An 18,481-nucleotide genomic window follows, 5' to 3' on the forward strand; every position below is an offset into this window, starting at 1 on the left:
GGCCTTTAGTTTATTAATAACCCTTTGATAACTAATTTGTAAAACTTTTGCGGCTTGCAAAAATTAGAATTACTTTTGGGCACAATAATTTATATCTACTTTATAATGTCTAACACACAACATTTACAAGATTTTACAACACAAGTACGCAGAGACATTTTGCGTATGGTTCATGCCGTTAACTCGGGACATCCTGGAGGTTCCTTAGGCTGTGCCGAATTTTTCACCGTGTTATACCAACACTTATTGAAAAGAAACCCGGAATTTGACATGGACGGTAAAGGCGAAGACTTATTCTTTTTGTCCAACGGGCACATTTCCCCCGTTTATTACAGTGTTTTGGCGCGTTCGGGTTATTTCCCGGTGGCCGAATTAGCGACGTTCAGAAAGTTGAATACGCGTTTGCAAGGACATCCAACCACGCACGATCATTTACCGGGCGTTAGAATTGCTTCCGGTTCTTTAGGGCAAGGCCTATCGGTGGCGATTGGTGCGGCTCAAGCCAAAAAATTGAACAACGACAATCATTTAGTGTATTCTTTACATGGCGATGGCGAATTGCAAGAAGGTCAAAATTGGGAAGCCATTATGTATGCTTCGGCTAAGAAAGTAGACAATCTTATTGCTACTGTTGATTACAACGGCCAACAAATTGACGGTTCTACCGATGAAGTATTGAACATGGGGAATTTGAAAGCCAAGTTTGAAGCTTTTGATTGGGATGTTTTGGAAATTAAAGAAGGCAACAACATTGAAGCCATCATAGCCGGCATGGAAGACGCGAAAAGCAGAACCGGAAAAGGCAAACCGGTTTGTGTTTTATTGCATACCGTAATGGGTAATGGCGTTGATTTTATGATGCATACTCACGCCTGGCACGGTAAAGCCCCTAATAACGATCAGTTAGCTATCGGATTGGACCAAAATGCAGAGACTTTAGGAGATTATTAAACAGAAGGACGTTTTTAGATTGCCGATTTCAGATGAGAAAGATTCTATTGATATTTTTATTCTTTTTAGGCCAAAATTTATTTGGTCAGGAGTATCATTTTGATAGAATGATTCAATATAAATATTTAAGTTCTTCTTTTACGGGTATTCGAGTGATTACAATCTGTTTTGATTCCAAAGATTTGTCTCATTATATTGTAAGCAGAACTTGGGGTGAAGAATTAGACACCTATTTTACTGATACTAAAAATCAAATTTATCATCGTTATAAAACCTACGATATAAATAAAAGTAATATCCCTGAATATTGGTACTCATCTAAAACAAATGATAGTACAAAAACGGCAAGATTAAATGAGTTATGTACTTCAATAAGTTTAGACCAAACTGAAGTTGACAATACTTCTACAAAACTCTTACTTACAGAATATAAAAACGATAAAAAAAAGAAGATCTTATATCAGATAGAAGTTATTTCTAAGCCATATGACTTAGCGGTTCTAGGATTAATTACAAAAGCATTAGAATCTCATTTCTTATTTTGCGAAGAAATTAAAATTTCACAAAAAGGGCTACCGACCTCTCTAAAGATGTTTTCAGGTTCCAACATTAAAAATGAAATTACCTTGATTAAAGAAACTACAACTCACTTTAATTTTACGGTAAACCAAAAAGAAATTAAAATAAAAGACTAAATGAAAAAATACGAAAATACAGGAAGTAAAGATACCCGTTCAGGATTCGGAGCAGGCATGACCGAATTGGGGCAAAAAAACGAAAACGTCGTGGCGCTTTGTGCAGACTTAATTGGTTCGTTGAAGTTTGACGATTTTAAAAAGAACCATCCGGAGCGTTTTTTCCAGATTGGTATTGCAGAAGCGAATATGATTGGCATAGCAGCGGGTTTAACCATAGGCGGAAAGATTCCTTTTACCGGAACTTTTGCCAATTTCTCTACCGGAAGGGTTTATGACCAAATTCGCCAATCCGTAGCGTATTCTGATAAAAACGTAAAGATTTGTGCTTCCCATGCCGGATTGACATTAGGAGAAGATGGTGCTACACACCAAATTTTGGAAGACATCGGTTTAATGAAAATGCTACCGGGTATGACGGTAATCAACACTTGTGATTACAATCAAACCAAAGCCGCTACCTTGGCTTTAGCCGACCATCACGGTCCGGCTTATTTGCGTTTTGGCCGTCCGGTGGTGCCTAACTTCACTCCTGCCGATGAACCTTTCGTAATTGGTAAAGCGATTATGTTAAACGAAGGAACTGATGTAACCATTGTAGCTACAGGACACTTGGTTTGGGAAGCCTTATTAGCAGCGGAAGCTTTAGAAGCCAAAGGAATTTCAGCGGAAGTAATCAACATTCACACGATTAAACCATTGGATGACGAAGCTATTTTAAAATCGGTAGCCAAAACCGGTTGTATAGTAACGGCTGAAGAACACAACTTCTTAGGCGGTTTAGGCGAAAGTGTAGCCAGAGTTTTGGCTTTAAATACCCCAACACCTCAAGAATTTGTTGCCGTTAATGACAGCTTTGGGGAAAGTGGTACTCCGGAGCAATTGATGGACAAATACAAACTGAACCACCAAGCCATCGTGGCAGCTGTTGAAAAAGTAATTAAGAGAAAATAAGAAATCTTAGCGTATAAAAAAAGCCGTCTTGAATTAACAAGACGGCTTTTTTATGTATTAGTTTTTGTTTAATGACAATCGGCTGTAAGGTGCTTTTTCTTCCCGTCTGAACACAATGGAATGTCATTATACGGATAAGCTGTACCGGTTAAAGGGTTTTTAATTTCCACTTTAGTCATAAAGAAATCTCCATCATCATCAATGTCTAAGAAATCGGGAGCGCCATCACCATCGGTATCATCAATATTAGCAATGCCTTCTCCAAGCGCTTTTACATACCCATCATTATTTATATCTTCTTGGTAGGAAAAAATACCGTCACCATCATTATCAACTCTTTGGATTTCATATAATTTAAAAGTAAAAATCAAGTTGGAATAACTCGGAATAGATCCGGCTACATTGTTATAATACCCTAATCCTGAAGGAAGAAACATAATACCGGCACCAAAATCTGAATAAGAAATGGTTCCGTCCGGGTTTCCGACATAAGTACCTGCTTTAAATCTTGGGAAAATTTCACTCCAACCTCTAATGGTTGATGATAAAGCCAAAAAGCTCTGCGGGTTTAAGTTTCTTTCGAATTCACTGAACTCAAGTGACTCTGTAGTTTGACCGTCAACCGTTTCTGAATCTACGTACATATACTGACCTACATAAGCGGCCAAAACCCTGTCAACATTACAAGGTGCTTTGGCAATATCTTCAGGAGAAGAGACACTGCGATCTACATGGCCTCTTAACTTTAAATAGTATATTTTATAAGTAATATCGTGTAAATCTACTGTGTAATTAGTCACCAAATCCGGACTGTCCCAAATAGGGGTTTGTGTTCCACCTTCCGGTATCTTAGTAAAAGTCACTTCTTGGTCATTAATAGCACCCGGATTGTTAATCACGTCAATGTAATGCGTTTGTAAAAACTCTTCAATGATTTCAATGTCCTTTGTATACTGTTCAGCATAATCACGCAAAGGCACCGTTTTTTCATCGTCTTTTGTACAAGAAACTACCAATAGCGCTAAAGTGAACCCTACAATAGTTTTAAAAAAATTATTCATTTTTGTTTGGTATTTAAGTCCGCAAGATACAATATTGATTTATTTTTGTGAACTATTTAACGTTGATTTTGGAAAAAAAATGAGAGTTGATAAATATTTATGGTGTGTTCGATATTACAAAACCAGAAACATGGTGACCGAAGCTTGTCGGAAAAACCAAATCACGGTGAATGGTCAAGTGGCAAAAGCTTCCCGAGAGGTTTTCCCTATGGATAAAATTACTTTTAGAAAAGACCAAATTACCTATATCATCACAGTTTTAGACATTCCGCTTAACAGAGTTGGGGCTAAATTGGTTGATATATACCGTAAGGATGAAACACCACCGGAAACTTTTGCGCATTTGGAATTATTAAAATTGTCTAAAGAACATTATCGCAAAACCGGAACCGGTAGACCTACAAAGAAAGATCGTAGAGATTTGGATGAGTTTGGATTTGAGGTGGATGAGGAGTAGTGTTCAGTGTTCTGTTAGTGTAAGGTTTAAAGGGAGCACTAAATGATACTTTGTTGTGTTTTCTGAGTCGTAAGCTGTGTTATTGATTTTTGGTTTTTCAGTATTGGCTATTGCCTTATGACTATTGTCTTTTTCTTTTTTGAATACTACCGATTTTTATTAAATAAAAAAACCCATCAATTACTTGATGGGTTTTTCCTTATTACTTATTTGTTATTTATCGTTTAACAACGCGAACTGTTTGAACGGTTTCATCCTGAGTTATTACAACATTGTAAACTCCTGATGGATAACGATCTCCTATTGGAGCATTTTCCAATTGGGCAACAGTTACCGATTTTTGTTCAACTAATCTACCTACCATGTCATAAACTTTGATAGCGATTACAGAATCACTTGTTGTTTTCACATCAATCATAAAGTTAGCTGCAAACGGGTTAGGGTAAGCAGTTGCTTTAAATGGCTCTACAACAGATTGTTTAGTCACACTTGGAGTAATGATACTACAATCTTTACCATAGTCAGTGAATGTACCGAACAAATTCATAGACACTGCTACAGCATAAGTAACTCCAGGTGTTAATCCTGTGAATTGGCTTAAAGTAAAGCTTGGTGTAGCATTAGTAACTGTTTGTTGGTAGTTCACATCACCAAACTCATCAAATCCAGTTAATCTGAAACGATAAGCGGTAGCACCCGGGAATGCAATAGCATTGATTTGAGTAGCATCAGATGGTACTGCGTAATCCTCACACTGAGCGTCAACTAAAGAAGTCACCGGAGCTGTAGGAGTAAATACTGAACAACGTAAACCATATTGAGACCAAGCCTCAAATCCTGCTAATCTAACACGGATTTGTACATCTACTAAATACTCCGTATCGTATAGTAATGGTAAGCCCACCACATCAGTTAACTTAAAGTTAGGAACAGTACGCTCCACTGTATAAGTTACTGTTGGAGCACTAGCCAAGGCTACTCTGAATCGGTATAAGTTAGTTGAATTTACCGCATTAGCATTAATAGTTGAATTAATGAATACTAATGTAGCACCACACTGAGCGGTAACAACTCTACTAGTTTGAACTGTAGTTGTTGTCAATGAACAAGTATTACCGAAGTATCCTTGTACGTTACCATTTAATATCGCAGCCACTCTAATAGTGAATGTAGTTCCATAAGCATAGTTGCTGGCGTCAGTCAATTTAAAGTGACTTTGGCTGCTTTGTACAATGGATACTTCACCTGTTGCAGTATTCGTAACTTCAAACTGATATCCTGTTACAGTATATCCAGGAACGGATACCGAACCGGCTTGAATTTGATTATTCAAACCATGGTTGATTCCACCACAAATATTTGAAGTGATGTTTACCACTACAGGGTTAAACGCGATTTGATAAGTTACAGGCACACCCACACATCCGTTAGCAACCGGTGTAATGGTTACTGTTGAAGGCGTAGCAGTAGGAATGAAAGATGGAATAGTAGTTATACCATTTGCATCAGCCAATCCTGAAGCAGCACCACCACTAATATTGAAAGTAACACCTGATGGAGTTCCGGTCAATGGAATAGCTGCTGTTGCAAAACCTGAGTAATAAATTTGATTGGCAGGTGCAACTACTGTTGGAGTAGGATAAACTACCGCCGAAATAGTTGAACTTGATTTACATCCATTACCATTAGTAATTTGTAAAGTGTAGTCTCCAGTTGCAGCCGGTGTAGCATTAACAATGCTTGGATTTTGAGCTGAAGAAGTAAATCCATTAGGTCCAGTCCATGCATAATCATAAGTACTTGGAACACCATTGATACTAATATCATCGATAGCCCAATACCATAACCAACCTCCTGTATAGTTATATCTAACTTTCACATTTGATAAGCCTAAATAAGCATTTAATGATACTGAAGCAGTGGTAAAGCTTGTAGCAGTACCTACAGTTGTCGAATAAGAAGCTATTGTGGTCCAGTTTGTACCACCATCTGTAGATATTTGTACTGACGGTGCGCTAGTCAAATATCTGTGATAATGTCTGAAGCTTAGAGTAGCAGCAGAATAACCTACAGTACTGAAACTAGGAGATGTTAACTGCGTATTCAATACAATTCCACTTCCTGCAGCATCCGGGTCAGCTAAAATAAAGCTTCCAGCACCTGGACTATTGAAAGTTGTTCCACTTGCATGGCCGTGTGGTCTAATGTTGAAATTAGCTAATGAAGCATTAGCACCACCTGTAGAAGCAGATGTTACAGTCCATCCTGCTAAACCACCTTCAAAGTTTTGCGTTAAAATTGTAGGAGGACCAACAGCAACCACAGACATTAAGTCTAAGGTGCTATCTTGACAAATAGCAGAATTTGAACTTAATACCGGTGCAATTGGCAAGGCATTAATAATTAAGTTATAAGTTACCGGTAATCCTGTACAACCATTTGCTTTAGGTGTAATTGTAATAGTTACATTACCACTTGCTGTTGGATTGAATGAAGGAATTTGTGTAACTCCTGTTTGATTTGGTAATCCTACAGAAGCACCACCACTTATATCAAAAGTTACTCCGCTTGGAGTTCCTACTAAAGGAGTTGCAGGTACAGTAGCATCAATACAGTAAACTTGAGCAACCGGCGCCACTGCAGTTGGTGTAGGATATACTGTTAATACAGCAGCCTCACTTGAAACAGCAGAACAATTCGTTGCAGTAACTGTATAACTTCCTGAAGTTAAAGGAGTTGTTCCGGTTAAGGTCAATGTAGCAGTAGTAGCACCAGAAATACCTGTTCCGTTTGTTAATGGAGATCCATTTTTAAACCACTGGTAAGTTACTGGGGTAGCACTAGAAACAGTAGCCGTAAATGTAGCTGTTGTTCCTTGACATCTTTCTAAAGTAGCTACCGGTTGTAATGTAAACACCGGAGGTGTTGAATCAACAGTAACTAATTTTGATGTTTGAGCAGTACATCCCGCGTTTGAAGTAGCCGTTACATTATAGGTAGTTGTTACACTTGGAGAGGCACTTGTACTAGCCGTACTAGCCGTAAATCCTGATGGAGTAGACGACCATGCATAAGTATAAGTAACCGGAGCTACAGGAGTAAATCTATAGGTTTGACCAGTAGCTGGTTTTACAGCTATATTATTTGTTGAAGTAGTCGTACTAATAGTAGGAGAAGCTGTAAGGTTTTGTAAAGAAACAAAGTTAGTAGAAGCTGTTCCCATTAAACCAACAGAAGCTCCACCTGAACCTGCAGGGCTACCTGCCGGTACTTCGTTTCTGTACACCAATTCCACTGCATTAGTACCTTCGTACAATTTCACTTGGAAAGAGATGGCATTTTGACTTGAACTCCAGTTCCATTCCATGTTTAACCATTCAACAGTTAACACTCTGTTTGGTGAAACACCACTTACTTGGTAAGTCACACCCGTAGAAGAACACTGTAAATCATCCCAAAGAGGAGCGATTCCAGGTCTTACACCTGTTGTAGTTGAATTTAATGAATTGCCTGCCGAGGTGTTTCCTGCACCAAAAGAGAATAAACCATTAGAGTTTACTCTGAAGTTAGTATAGTTTGTACCACCAAAGTTAAAGCTGAAACCAATAGGTAATGAAGCCGAGTTGGTATCATCAGATAAACTGGCAACGGCTGTAGATACTGTACCTGTTAATGGTGTAAATGCACCACTACTTGGATTAAATTGATAAGGTACAGAGTTGATTAAGTAACTAGTTCCACTCAAAGGCGTTGGTACAGCATTTAAAGAAACTGTGTTACCAGGACATACTGTATCCAGTGAGCTTGTAGCCGCTAAACTAAATGTACCACCAACATTAACAGTAGCTTGAGCTGTATTAGTACAACCATTAGCATCTGTGCCCGTTACTGTATAAGTAGTAGCTGCAGAAGGCGTTACTGCCACAGAAGTTCCTGTAGTAGTAGTGAAACCACTAGCCGTCCATGAATAACTGTTAATATCACTTCCAGACGCTGTTAAAGTAACCGCAGGACCTGGCGTACAGTAAGTTGCAGCACTTGAAGAAACAGTAATGGTTGGATTAGCAACAGTTACTGTAGCTAGCGCTGATTCTACATCAGCACATTTGTTAACACCCGTACCTGAACCGGTTACGAAAGCTTTATAGTAGTAATTACCTACCGGAGTACTTCCGTTGGTAGTTACTGATAAAGTATTAGAATTAGCACCCGAATAAGAAGCTCCTACCGGTGTTCCTGCAGCAATAGTGTTCCAAGGACCACTAGCTGAAGTAGCATATTTCCACTCTACTCCCGCTACAGAACCTGTAGTTGAAATTCCAAAAGTAGTAGCTGCTGCACTTGGTGCATTACATCTTACAACCGGAGTTGTAGAGAAATTATTAGTTACAGTTACCGGAGTATTAACTGTTAAGGTAGCAATTCCACTGTCTAAGAAGAAATCTAATTGACATTTGAATTGGTATCCTGAATGAACCGTAGTAATTCCGGAAACAAATAATGTTTTTGGGCTGAATTCATTAACGCCTGAGAATGTTAATCCTGAAGCATCAAGTCCATCAAAAATATCATTAAAACTGATACCACCATCAGTACTCATTTGCCATTGTACATTATAAGGTGCATCACCTGTAGTTACAATACTGAATGAGGTACTTGATTGACCACAAAGGTTTACATCTGACGGTTGAGTAGAGAAACCTGTATTAGTTACGTTTAAGATGGCTTCAATTGGTGTTAAGGTAACACATGGTGCTAAACCAGTTACCAAACATCTGTATTGGAAACCATCAAAGGCTAACGTAATGTTTTGAAGACTCAATACCGCAGTATTCTCTCCTGAATAATCAGGGTTAGCTGCCAAAATATTTTGCCATCCATTTACGTTGTCATTTACTTGCCATTGGTAAGTCACTAGACCGGTAGTTACCACTTCAAAAGAAGTCAACTGACCCGGAGACACTGTTCTTGAAGCTGTACCGGATACAATAGTACCTGGTTCGTTTACTGTTACAGTAACTTGAATAGTACTAGAACAAGCCGGTACTGTGGTATTACTCGTAGCCGTAACATTGTAAGTAGTAGTTTCACTTGGACTCACCATAACAGAGTTACCTGATAAAGTAGTACCACCACCTACAGGCGTCCAGCTGTATGAATTACTTTCTAAAGAAGAAGCTACTAAAGTTCCTGTAGTACCATTACAAATAGTAATTGGTGCCACACTAAATACCGGCAATTGGTTAACTGCCACTGAAGTACTTCCTATACTAGTACAACCTCCTAAAGTAGCAGAAGCTGCATAAGTAGTTGCGGTTGTTGGTCTTGCATACAATACTGCTGCATTTTCTCCTGAAACATAAGCTACATCAGGATTAACCGAAGATAATAAAGTACCTGAAGAAGCTGTCCAAGAAGTAGTAGTAGGAGCTGAATAGAAGATTCTAATAGAAGCACTATTTAACGTACCTGTATCACCCCCGGCAGTATCATAAGTCTGAATAGTCCAAGTACCATTGAATGGTGCTGTAAATAATTCAGCAAAATTTGTAGTTGAGTTTGTAACAGCCAAGTCTAATAAACTTGCCGTGTAAACACCATTAGCAAACGGCGCTGAACCGGTTGAAAATGCCGCAGCTGCAATATCTGAAGTAACCGTTGTGTTGCTAAAGTTATCTCCTGAACCTCCTGCTGCACTCACTAAATTTACAATCTTACCATTAGGCGATTGAAGATTTAATTGAACATCAGAATCCCAAGTGTGTGTAACATCAAAAAGGACTTCAATTTTAGAAATCACTGCATTAGCAGGTAAGCCGGCCACTGTAACCGGTGAAGTATTGTAAACAAAATCTACAATTGGTGTAGTACCTACAGCAGCAAAAGCAGTCGAAGTTGAAACATTTCCACCGTTAGCCGTTAAAGTAACAACAGTACCATTACAAACGGTAGCAGCACTTGAAGACAATGAAATTGGTGTTGGACCAGGTTGTACTGTTATAGCAGACGAAACTGCAGGAGCCACACAACCATTACCATCTGTTCCCACTACGGTATAAGTAGTAGTAGATGATGGTGAAGCGTTTACAACACTTCCGGTAGTAGCCGATAAACCGGCAGCCGGTGACCATGCATAAGTTGCCGCACCACTAGCTGTTAAAGCTATTGGAGTACTTGGGTTACAGTATAAAGCTGAAGATGGCGAAACCGTAACGGTTGGTATTCCATTAACAGTAACACTTACACTAGAAGTACAAGTAGAACCACAAGAATCAGTAACAACGCAAACGAAGTTATAAGTTCCGGCCGGTAAATTAGCAGTTATAGTTGCCGCATTAGGATAAACCCCTCCGATACCATCACTCCAAGCATAAGAATAAGGAGCACCACCACCGCTAATGTTAGCCGTAACTGTAAAGTCACTTCCGGCACAATTAGGAGATGTATAAGTAGCCGCAGAACAGCTTAAAGGATTAATAATAACCGTAGCTGAAGCAGGAGCTCCATTACAACCGTTATTAGAAGCCACTACTGTAAAGGTTTGTGTAGTCGATAAAGCATTTGTAGCTGTTGTCTGGCTAGTTGAACTCACTACATCACCGGCAGGCGACCAAGTATAAGTAGCCGTTGGCGGTGTGAATACATAAGATGTACCACTAACCGGAGCAAAATCGTTTAAATCATTAGATGTCGAAGTACTCACTGCACCTGTTGACAAAGTGATACTTTGGTATTGTGTAGTTGCGCCTGTAAGACCGGCTGAAGCACTACCAGAAGCCCCCATAGTTCCATAACGGAATTCTACTTTGTTGCTTCCTTCATACATCCAAGCTTGGAATGTTGAATCAGCAGGACCTGTTGTTGCTCTAGGGCTGGTTACGAACCACTGCACCACAAAAATTCTATTTGGTGCTGTACCAATAGTTAATCCGGTTACATTTCCGGTAGTTCCTGTGGCTAAATCATCCCAGTAAGGGTAAAGCTTAGGTAAGTTAGTTCCTTCTGTTACTTGATTGGAAAAATCACTAGTACCAGCGGCACCAAATTTTAACCATCCGTCAGGAGAAACAGTATAAGTAGTATAATTTACACCATTAAAATTAAAAGTAAATGGCAAGGTCAATGAAGCTGAAGCAGTATCATCAACACTAGAACCAATAAGAACAGTTGCTCCTGTCATAGGATCTAAAGCTGCCCCTGATGAAGCTGCAAAAGCATAACTATTAACTGTGGAAGGAACTGAAGCCGCAGCGGTAAGAGTAGACGTACCACCAACACAAATTGTTGCCGGCGTAGCCGTGGCAGTTACTGATTGAGGAACACCAAAAACAATCACTGTAGAAGTGGCTATATTTTGACAACCATTGCCATCAGTACCTGTTACGGTATAAGTTGTAGTAGATGATGGTGTTGCATTTACAATCCCACCAATAGTAGTAGACAATCCTGTAGCAGGAGACCATATATATGTTGTTGCACCACCAGCAATTAAGTTAACTGCAGTTCCACCCGGATTACAATAAGAAGGAGATGAAGATGAAACGGTTACCAATGGCAAAGGATTTACTGCAACCGTAAACTCTGGAGTTGTAAAAGTATCTCCACCTGCACATGAAATATCACAAACATAATATGTTGTAGCCGTTAAATTACCTGTTGCTTGAGTTGTAGCGGTACCTAAATTAGTATAAGGACCACCAGGAGTAAGAGATGATTTCCATTGACGGCTAATGCCAGCAAAAGCATAACTATTACTTAATGACAAACTAGTTCCCGAATTGGCACAAACCGCAGAAGTTCCAACAATATTATTTGCAGCAGGAGTTCCTGTACAAGCCGGTAATGACTCTGACAATGTAATGTTGTCAAAATTCAAATAATAATCACCTGAAGACCATGTAGCCGAAAATCTGATATAAAGATTTCCCGCCGGAGGTGTAAAGGTGTGTGATTTACTAATACAAGAACCATTTTGAGTTTCTTCAGTAACAGTTGCAATAGTAGTCCAAGGCCCTGAAGCTGTTGCACCATATTGAACGTTAAAGGAACCCCAAGGGTTTGTTGCTACAGTATTAGCGCTCCAATTGGCCACCTTATAACTGTAATTAATAGTAAAATTCCCTGCTGAGGAAACTCCAACGAGTGGAGATACCAAATTGGCAGTTGTAGCAAATGAATACAAATTTGCTCTCACAGAACCACCTGTCCCACCGCAAGCGGTAGTTCCCGTGAATCTGGTAAAACCTGTCCAACCCGTAGAGTTGACATCAAAATTTTGTGAAAATGAGACTTGAGCTGACACCTCTTGCATTGAAATAAGATTCAACACAAAAAATAAGACCACAAGACACATTTTTCGTAGGCCAAATAATGAATGCGGGGAATTCCCTTCATTTGGCTGCCACGAACCGAATCCCGTTTTTTTACGAGAATTCAAAATAGTGTAGTTGTTAATCATAATTATAAAATTGGGTTAATAAGAAATGTGAATGTATATAAATTGTTAATTAAATGTGAAACAATAGATTACTTATTCGATTAAAGGTGCTTTAAAATCGGTCAAAGAAATCATAGACTTACTTTTTTCTTACAGAAATTAGCAAGACCTAAAATTGAATTAAAAAATGGAGCAAATAAAATACCTAACCATTTAGATTAAAATGGCTAGGTATTTATACTGTAAGTGTTAATAGACTACTTTTTTGGTAACTATGGCACCGTTTTCTGCTTCAATTTTAACAAGTAATACTTGTTGGGTAGTAGGTAAAGTGGTAAACACTGCTTGAGTGGTACCGATTTGCTTTTGGGAAGCAAGTTGTCGACCTCTGATATCGAAAATGGTTACATTTTCCATATTTAAAGTGCCTGAATTGATGTGTAATCCGTCTTGGTTTTGGTAAACCACTACGGTATTTTCATTAAAGATTGGGTCAGTAGTGCCCAAGGCTTGTGTAGTATATCGCAATATAAATCTCGTGTCAAAAGTACCCACCTCGGTTACAAAAGTATAAGGGGCTATTTTTAAATCATGAATTATCCCTAGTAATGTATCTTCTAAGTAGATGGTTTGTGAAGTAAACAAGCCGTCAAAATCGGCTAACGAAATCGTAAACGTGTCCGCTATAGTCGAATTGTATCCTAATGGCAAAGTCTCATTCACATCAAATGGTAAGGTTCTTCCTTGAATACTCAATTTAGTATTGTCTACTAAAGTATACATACCAATAGTATTGCCTGCTTCTACCATTTGTCCGTCAAACAAACGATCCATTCCGTTGGTAGCCGTTTCAACATAACCCACCAACATCTGTTTGAAAGCTCCGCTTTGGTTTGTCATATTCAACCAATAACGGTGTTTCTCTAATCCATTATCCGTTTGAACTGCCGAACCGTTTCTGTAGAAATTAGTATTGTTCCCCGGTTCACGCATAGCGTTGGTAAACGTAGCGGTTCCTGAAGTCAATCCTTTCACAAAGAAACCTTGTCCGGAAGCAATATATTTGGTTGGTGCACTTCCATTTCCGGCTCCCGAAGTAGTAGCTGCACTTCCACCGGTTGAATTGTACAAGGCATAATCACTTTGGTTATAAGTATAAGGAGCTGTGGATTGTGTATGGTGAGTCCAGAAATATAAAGTTCCGTTCACATCAAGGTTAGCGGCAATAAAATCATCAGCATCCAAGGCACTTGCATAAGGATTACCCAACAAGTTCATTTGCTCTGCTCCACCAACAACCGGTATGGTAATGATACCATTGTTAGGCACTCCAATAAATTGGGCCGTGTGCACTAACGGGAAGCCCGGTGGCAAATTAAAGAACGTTGGCGCTCTGAAAATATACCCTTTTCCAACTGTCATCACACCGGTCGGATTAAAATAAGCCCAATTGTTAGCTGCAGCATCAAATTCGTAAGACAAAAACTGTGGCGAACTTGGTGAAACGGCTAAAAGCGTTTGCGGATTTACCGGTGTTGACCAATAAGTGTAATCGTATCTAAACATCGGTGCCGCATCGCGCTCCGAAGTGATGTTTCCTGAGTTTCCTCCGGAATAAACTCCCGGGGCATTAGCCACATCGGTGATTTGGTATAAACTGGCATCGTCTTCAAAATACAAACTTCCACCCAAAACGGTTACTTGGTTTTGTACTGTTAAAGTGTGTCCTCCGGCAAATAATACATTTCCGCTGGTTACGGTTACACTACAAGCCGATAAACTACCGGTTGAAGTATAATTCCCTTGGAAATCAGCTCCTATAGTTAACGTAGGACCGGTTCCATTAGACCAAGACGAACCATTCCAAATGGCTTTACTGAAAGTAATGGTTACCACATTGGAATAAACATCTGAACAACCCGCCAAATTCACTACCGCTCTAAAATAACGCGATCCTGAAAAAGTACCAATTTGTGCTGAAGTTAACGTTGCAGCGGCACTAGCCGGAATATCCGTTATCCCTGCAGTAAAGGCAAGGTCAGAAGCATACTGCCACTTGACTACTGTTCCCGTAAAACCGGTTAAAGTCAAATCGGAAGCTACACCCGAACATACGTTTTGATCGCTTGAAGCCGTACCAGCCACTGCACCACCAATCACAAAGTTTGTAGCAGTTCTACAAGTTGGATTAGAAGAACAAGCCGCATAATAAACGGTGGTTCCCGGTGTAAGTGTATTGGTTAAACCTGAACCCGCTACCCCTACCGGATTAAAAGGGCTACCACTACCAATTGGCGATCCGCCACTGGCTGCCGTATACCATTGAATCGATTGAGCCGCAAATAATAAGGTACTTCCTCCAGAAGGTGGCGTTACCGTCCAAGTATATGGACCCGTAACAGCCGTAAAGTAGAAAGTGGAATATAAAGTATATGTAACCCCTGCTGTCAAGGATACGGTTAATCTTGGTTCTAATCCCGGACCCGAGTCATCGTCTCCGATAATGAAGGTACCGGTAGCACAACTTCCTGCAGTAAATGGTCCTGTTGTAATGTATCCCATCGCATCCACGCCACTACTCATATTGAACACATAAGTTCCTGTAACGCTTACTTGGAAAGTAATGGTACTGTAAGTTAAATTGGTTGTTGTAAATCCACAAGTAGTAGAGTTAGCCGAACCAAATGGTTTTGGTGCCACAGGATCAACTCCTACAGTCCAGCTTCCTGCTAACGTATTGGTAGCGTTAGAATAACCGTTACAGTTAGTAGAACTTGAAATAGTTCCTGAACCACCCGTACAGATAGTAACTCCTGTGGTTGTTGGCGGTGGCGCTAAAACGGTAAAATCAGTGGCACTGTTTACTGACAATTGTGCTGTAGATACTCTAATTCTTCCGGTGGTAGCACCAGCCGGTAAAGTAGCTGTAATAATTGTTCCAGCACCATTTACGGTGAAAGTTGCGGATACACCACCAAAGGTGACTGAAGTAATGCCAACAAAGTTAGAACCAAAAATCTGCACACTAGTACCTGTAGTACAGTTATTAGTTGTAGGATTGAAACTATCAATTACCGGCACATTGGAAATACAAACGATAGACGCAGTCCATCCTGCACCCGTTATAATGTTATCTGAACGGAATTCAAAAGTCAAAGATCCGTCTGCCGCTGTAGATAAGATACTACCCGGTGAAGCCGTTCCTGACCAAGCATCGGCCGGACAAGTTTGCGGTAAGAAACCGGCTGCTCTACCCGATGGCATTAAAGTACCGGTAGTTGAATTTTGACCACTGTAGATCATTAAACCGTCCCAGTTGTTCTCAGTAGCAAATGAGTTAAAAATAACCATCAATTTTGCGCCCGGAGTTGTAGGTACGAAAGTATAGGTATGAGGATCATAAGAAGGAAAACCGGTTCTTTCATTATTGGCATAACCGGCTGCTGTACCACCACTATCGGTAAAGGTGATGTTTTGTCCACAAGTCACATTGGTTAAGCCCGCAATATCAGAAATTCTGATGGTTACCGGTGCCGTGATATTAGTAGTGGTAAACGTGGCAAAGCTGGTAGACCAAATACTGATTTGAGCTCCACAATTGGCACGTACCCACACATAATAAGTAGTGTTAGGCGACAAAGTAGAAAAAGTAATGCCGTTAGACGCTACCGTTCCTGTTCCTAAGTCATTATAACTAGGTGGTGTATTGGTAGTAGATATAAAATAAGCATACCCGGCAGAAGGCGCTCCGGTAGCCGGTGCCGTCCAAGACAAGGTAGCCCCGAAATCATTAATGGATGGTACAGAAACTGTCACAGCTGTTGGTGGCAAACAAGTTTCTATTTCAACACGGATGTTATCTAAATTTAATTGTACCGATGGACCATCAGAATCATCCACTACAAAACGCAAATAATACGTTCCGCTCACTGACGGAGTGTAGTTTACAATGTTTGAATTGATTACCGAAAACGAACCGTTGTAAGCAATCGTTTGGTTAATGTTGCTTGCTGTTGGCGCCACGTTATTGTTTGGGTGACCAATATTTACTTCCAAACTCGCGTTTCCGTTTAAGTTGGTAGAATAGTCATAACTAATACGGTATAAAGTGCCTGCCGTCAAGGTAAATCCTTGAGTAAAGAAATTATCACCAACACCATTGGAGAATATATTACCATTGGTAGCATTAGAAGCAAACGCACCATCAGTAGAAGTACAAGTAGGCAAAACGCCTCCTAATAAACCGTTGAAGTTTTCCAAATAAACAATGCTTTGTGGTGTACATAAAGTGGTAGCCGTAATAGGGCCTAACCATGTACTGGTACTACCCGAACCACAATTGGAACGCACCCAAAAGTAATATGGGGTTGAAGCCGATAAACCGGTTACCGTTGCCGATGTTGTAGCACTGGTAAAAGTGGGTGTGGTAGAAGCAATTGGTGCTGTGTTAGAAGTACTGTGGTAAATGTCATAATTAGAGGCTGTACCCGACCAAGTCAAATAAGCATTTTCATGAGATACTCCTCCACCGGCCGCAAACGCTAAACCTGAAGGAGCCGCACAACCCACACACTCTACTTTAATATTAAAACCGGCCAGTGGTGTACCAGTAGCTAAAGTAACAAATCTAATGGTTACATAACCATTGGCATCGGTAGAGGTGTAAACTGTTGTTGAAGGTAAAGTAGTTCCATTATAATTGCTTAATAAAACTGTACCACCGGTGCCGCTACCATTATATACACTTAAAAAACTTCCTGTATCTACATTAAAAGAGTTTTGAAATGTTATTTTTACTTTGTCTGTTGGGTTTTGTGGGGCAAACTGCCAAGTTTGATCTTGACTAAAATTATAACGGTCTGTAGCACCTCCTTGGTCATAAAAAGTCAAACTTCCGGTAGCCGGTACTGTGATGGCATTACAAGCTGTAACAGCACCTAACTCAGGCACTACTATGGTATTATCCGCCGCAACTGAAGACGTCCATGAAAAGTCATCTAAAAATAAATTACCGGTAACTCCGGTTGTTCTATTATCTACAACTCTAAAACGATACCCTTCCGGTGTAGCCGGAAATGCCCCGGTAACCGAAACTAAGTGGGTTACAGATGTTGCTATAGCCGCTGGTAAGGTTGGAATAACCGCCGTTAAAGAAATCGTATTGTAAAAACCGGCCACATTGTTGGTGCCGTTAGGAATGGCGTACCAGTTGGTTCCCCCATTATCCGAAAACTCAAATGAATAAGCTGTTGTAGTTCCAGATTTTCTCATGTAGTACTGAAATGTACTAGGTGTGGCAATAATTGGTGAGGCTACAAAAGCATTAACAGAATTGTTAGCAGTAGAATGTATCAATCTATATAACCCTGTTCTACTGTTAGCCGTTGCTCCACCGGCAACGAAAGAATCATCTGCAGTATTGGCTGCATTTCTTCCGCCGAATACCCAGCCAGTGGCTTGCATACCACCTATTACGTTAGTCACACTCTCAAAACCTTGATAAGGTCCGATACACTGCGCCTCAGTATTTCCGAGGAAACCTAACCAGAAGGTTAACGTGAGCAGTAGGATGTGGAGCGGCGTTGTCTTTTTAAAATGAGTTACATTACCCGAGGCATTAAGTAAAGTTTTTTTCATAGTATGTTGTTTGTTTTTGTGGTATAATCAATAGTCTAGTTTGTTCGATTCAAAATAAATTACCCTAAGGTTTAGACGCTAAAAATACGTCTATTGTATTGTTTTTTAACATTTTGTTTACCCTAAATTAACTGTTTTCGATAAACAGTCAATAATAATAGACCAATGCCACACCAGTAGTGCAGATTGGACGATTCATAGCGCTAAATGATAGAAAAAGTAGTACATTTTTTGGGGTAAATTACTTCAATAATCTCCTCAAACTTAGTACATTTTGGTAGTTTTGGGT

Annotated in this window: 7 protein-coding genes; 4 read left to right on the forward strand and 3 right to left on the reverse strand. The window is 39.9% G+C overall.

Going from position 1 to position 18,481, the window contains the following annotated elements; all coding sequences use genetic code 11:
• Positions 1–105: 105 nt before the first annotated feature.
• From ICG50_RS06540 to ICG50_RS06550, 3 genes are read left to right on the forward strand one after another with little or no spacing between them, the layout of a single operon-like run.
• Complete coding sequence (locus ICG50_RS06540) at positions 106–951, forward strand: transketolase (RefSeq protein WP_187660110.1); 846 nt, start codon at positions 106–108, stop codon at positions 949–951.
• Positions 952–983: 32 nt separating this feature from the next.
• Positions 984–1,646 carry a hypothetical protein gene (locus ICG50_RS06545; protein ID WP_187660111.1) on the forward strand — a complete coding sequence of 221 codons (663 nt, stop codon included), beginning with the start codon at positions 984–986 and terminating at the stop codon, positions 1,644–1,646.
• Positions 1,647–2,600 carry a transketolase family protein gene (locus tag ICG50_RS06550; RefSeq protein WP_187660112.1) on the forward strand — a complete coding sequence of 318 codons (954 nt, stop codon included), beginning with the start codon at positions 1,647–1,649 and terminating at the stop codon, positions 2,598–2,600. It begins immediately after the preceding gene.
• 68 nt (positions 2,601–2,668) lie between these two features.
• Here ICG50_RS06550 and bamM read toward each other — a convergent pair whose 3' ends face one another.
• Positions 2,669–3,661 carry a BamM family beta-barrel-assembly machinery protein gene (gene bamM / locus ICG50_RS06555; protein WP_187660113.1) on the reverse strand — a complete coding sequence of 331 codons (993 nt, stop codon included), beginning with the start codon at positions 3,659–3,661 and terminating at the stop codon, positions 2,669–2,671.
• Positions 3,662–3,740: 79 nt separating this feature from the next.
• Between bamM and ICG50_RS06560 the strand changes: the two genes are divergently transcribed.
• Positions 3,741–4,118: an RNA-binding S4 domain-containing protein gene (locus tag ICG50_RS06560; RefSeq protein ID WP_187660114.1), complete on the forward strand. Its 378-nt coding sequence runs from the start codon at positions 3,741–3,743 to the stop codon at positions 4,116–4,118.
• A gap of 217 nt (positions 4,119–4,335) precedes the next feature.
• Here the strand turns inward: ICG50_RS06560 and ICG50_RS06565 are convergent, their stop codons facing one another.
• Positions 4,336–12,576, reverse strand: a complete 8,241-nt coding sequence (locus ICG50_RS06565; protein ID WP_187660115.1) for an immunoglobulin domain-containing protein — start codon at positions 12,574–12,576, stop codon at positions 4,336–4,338.
• A gap of 228 nt (positions 12,577–12,804) precedes the next feature.
• A complete protein-coding gene (locus ICG50_RS06570; RefSeq protein ID WP_187660116.1) occupies positions 12,805–18,192 on the reverse strand; it encodes a T9SS sorting signal type C domain-containing protein in 5,388 nt (1,795 codons plus the stop codon).
• Positions 18,193–18,481: the final 289 nt, after the last annotated feature.

It is taken from the genome of Flavobacterium buctense, assembly GCF_014486695.1.
Taxonomy (GTDB): domain Bacteria; phylum Bacteroidota; class Bacteroidia; order Flavobacteriales; family Flavobacteriaceae; genus Flavobacterium; species Flavobacterium buctense.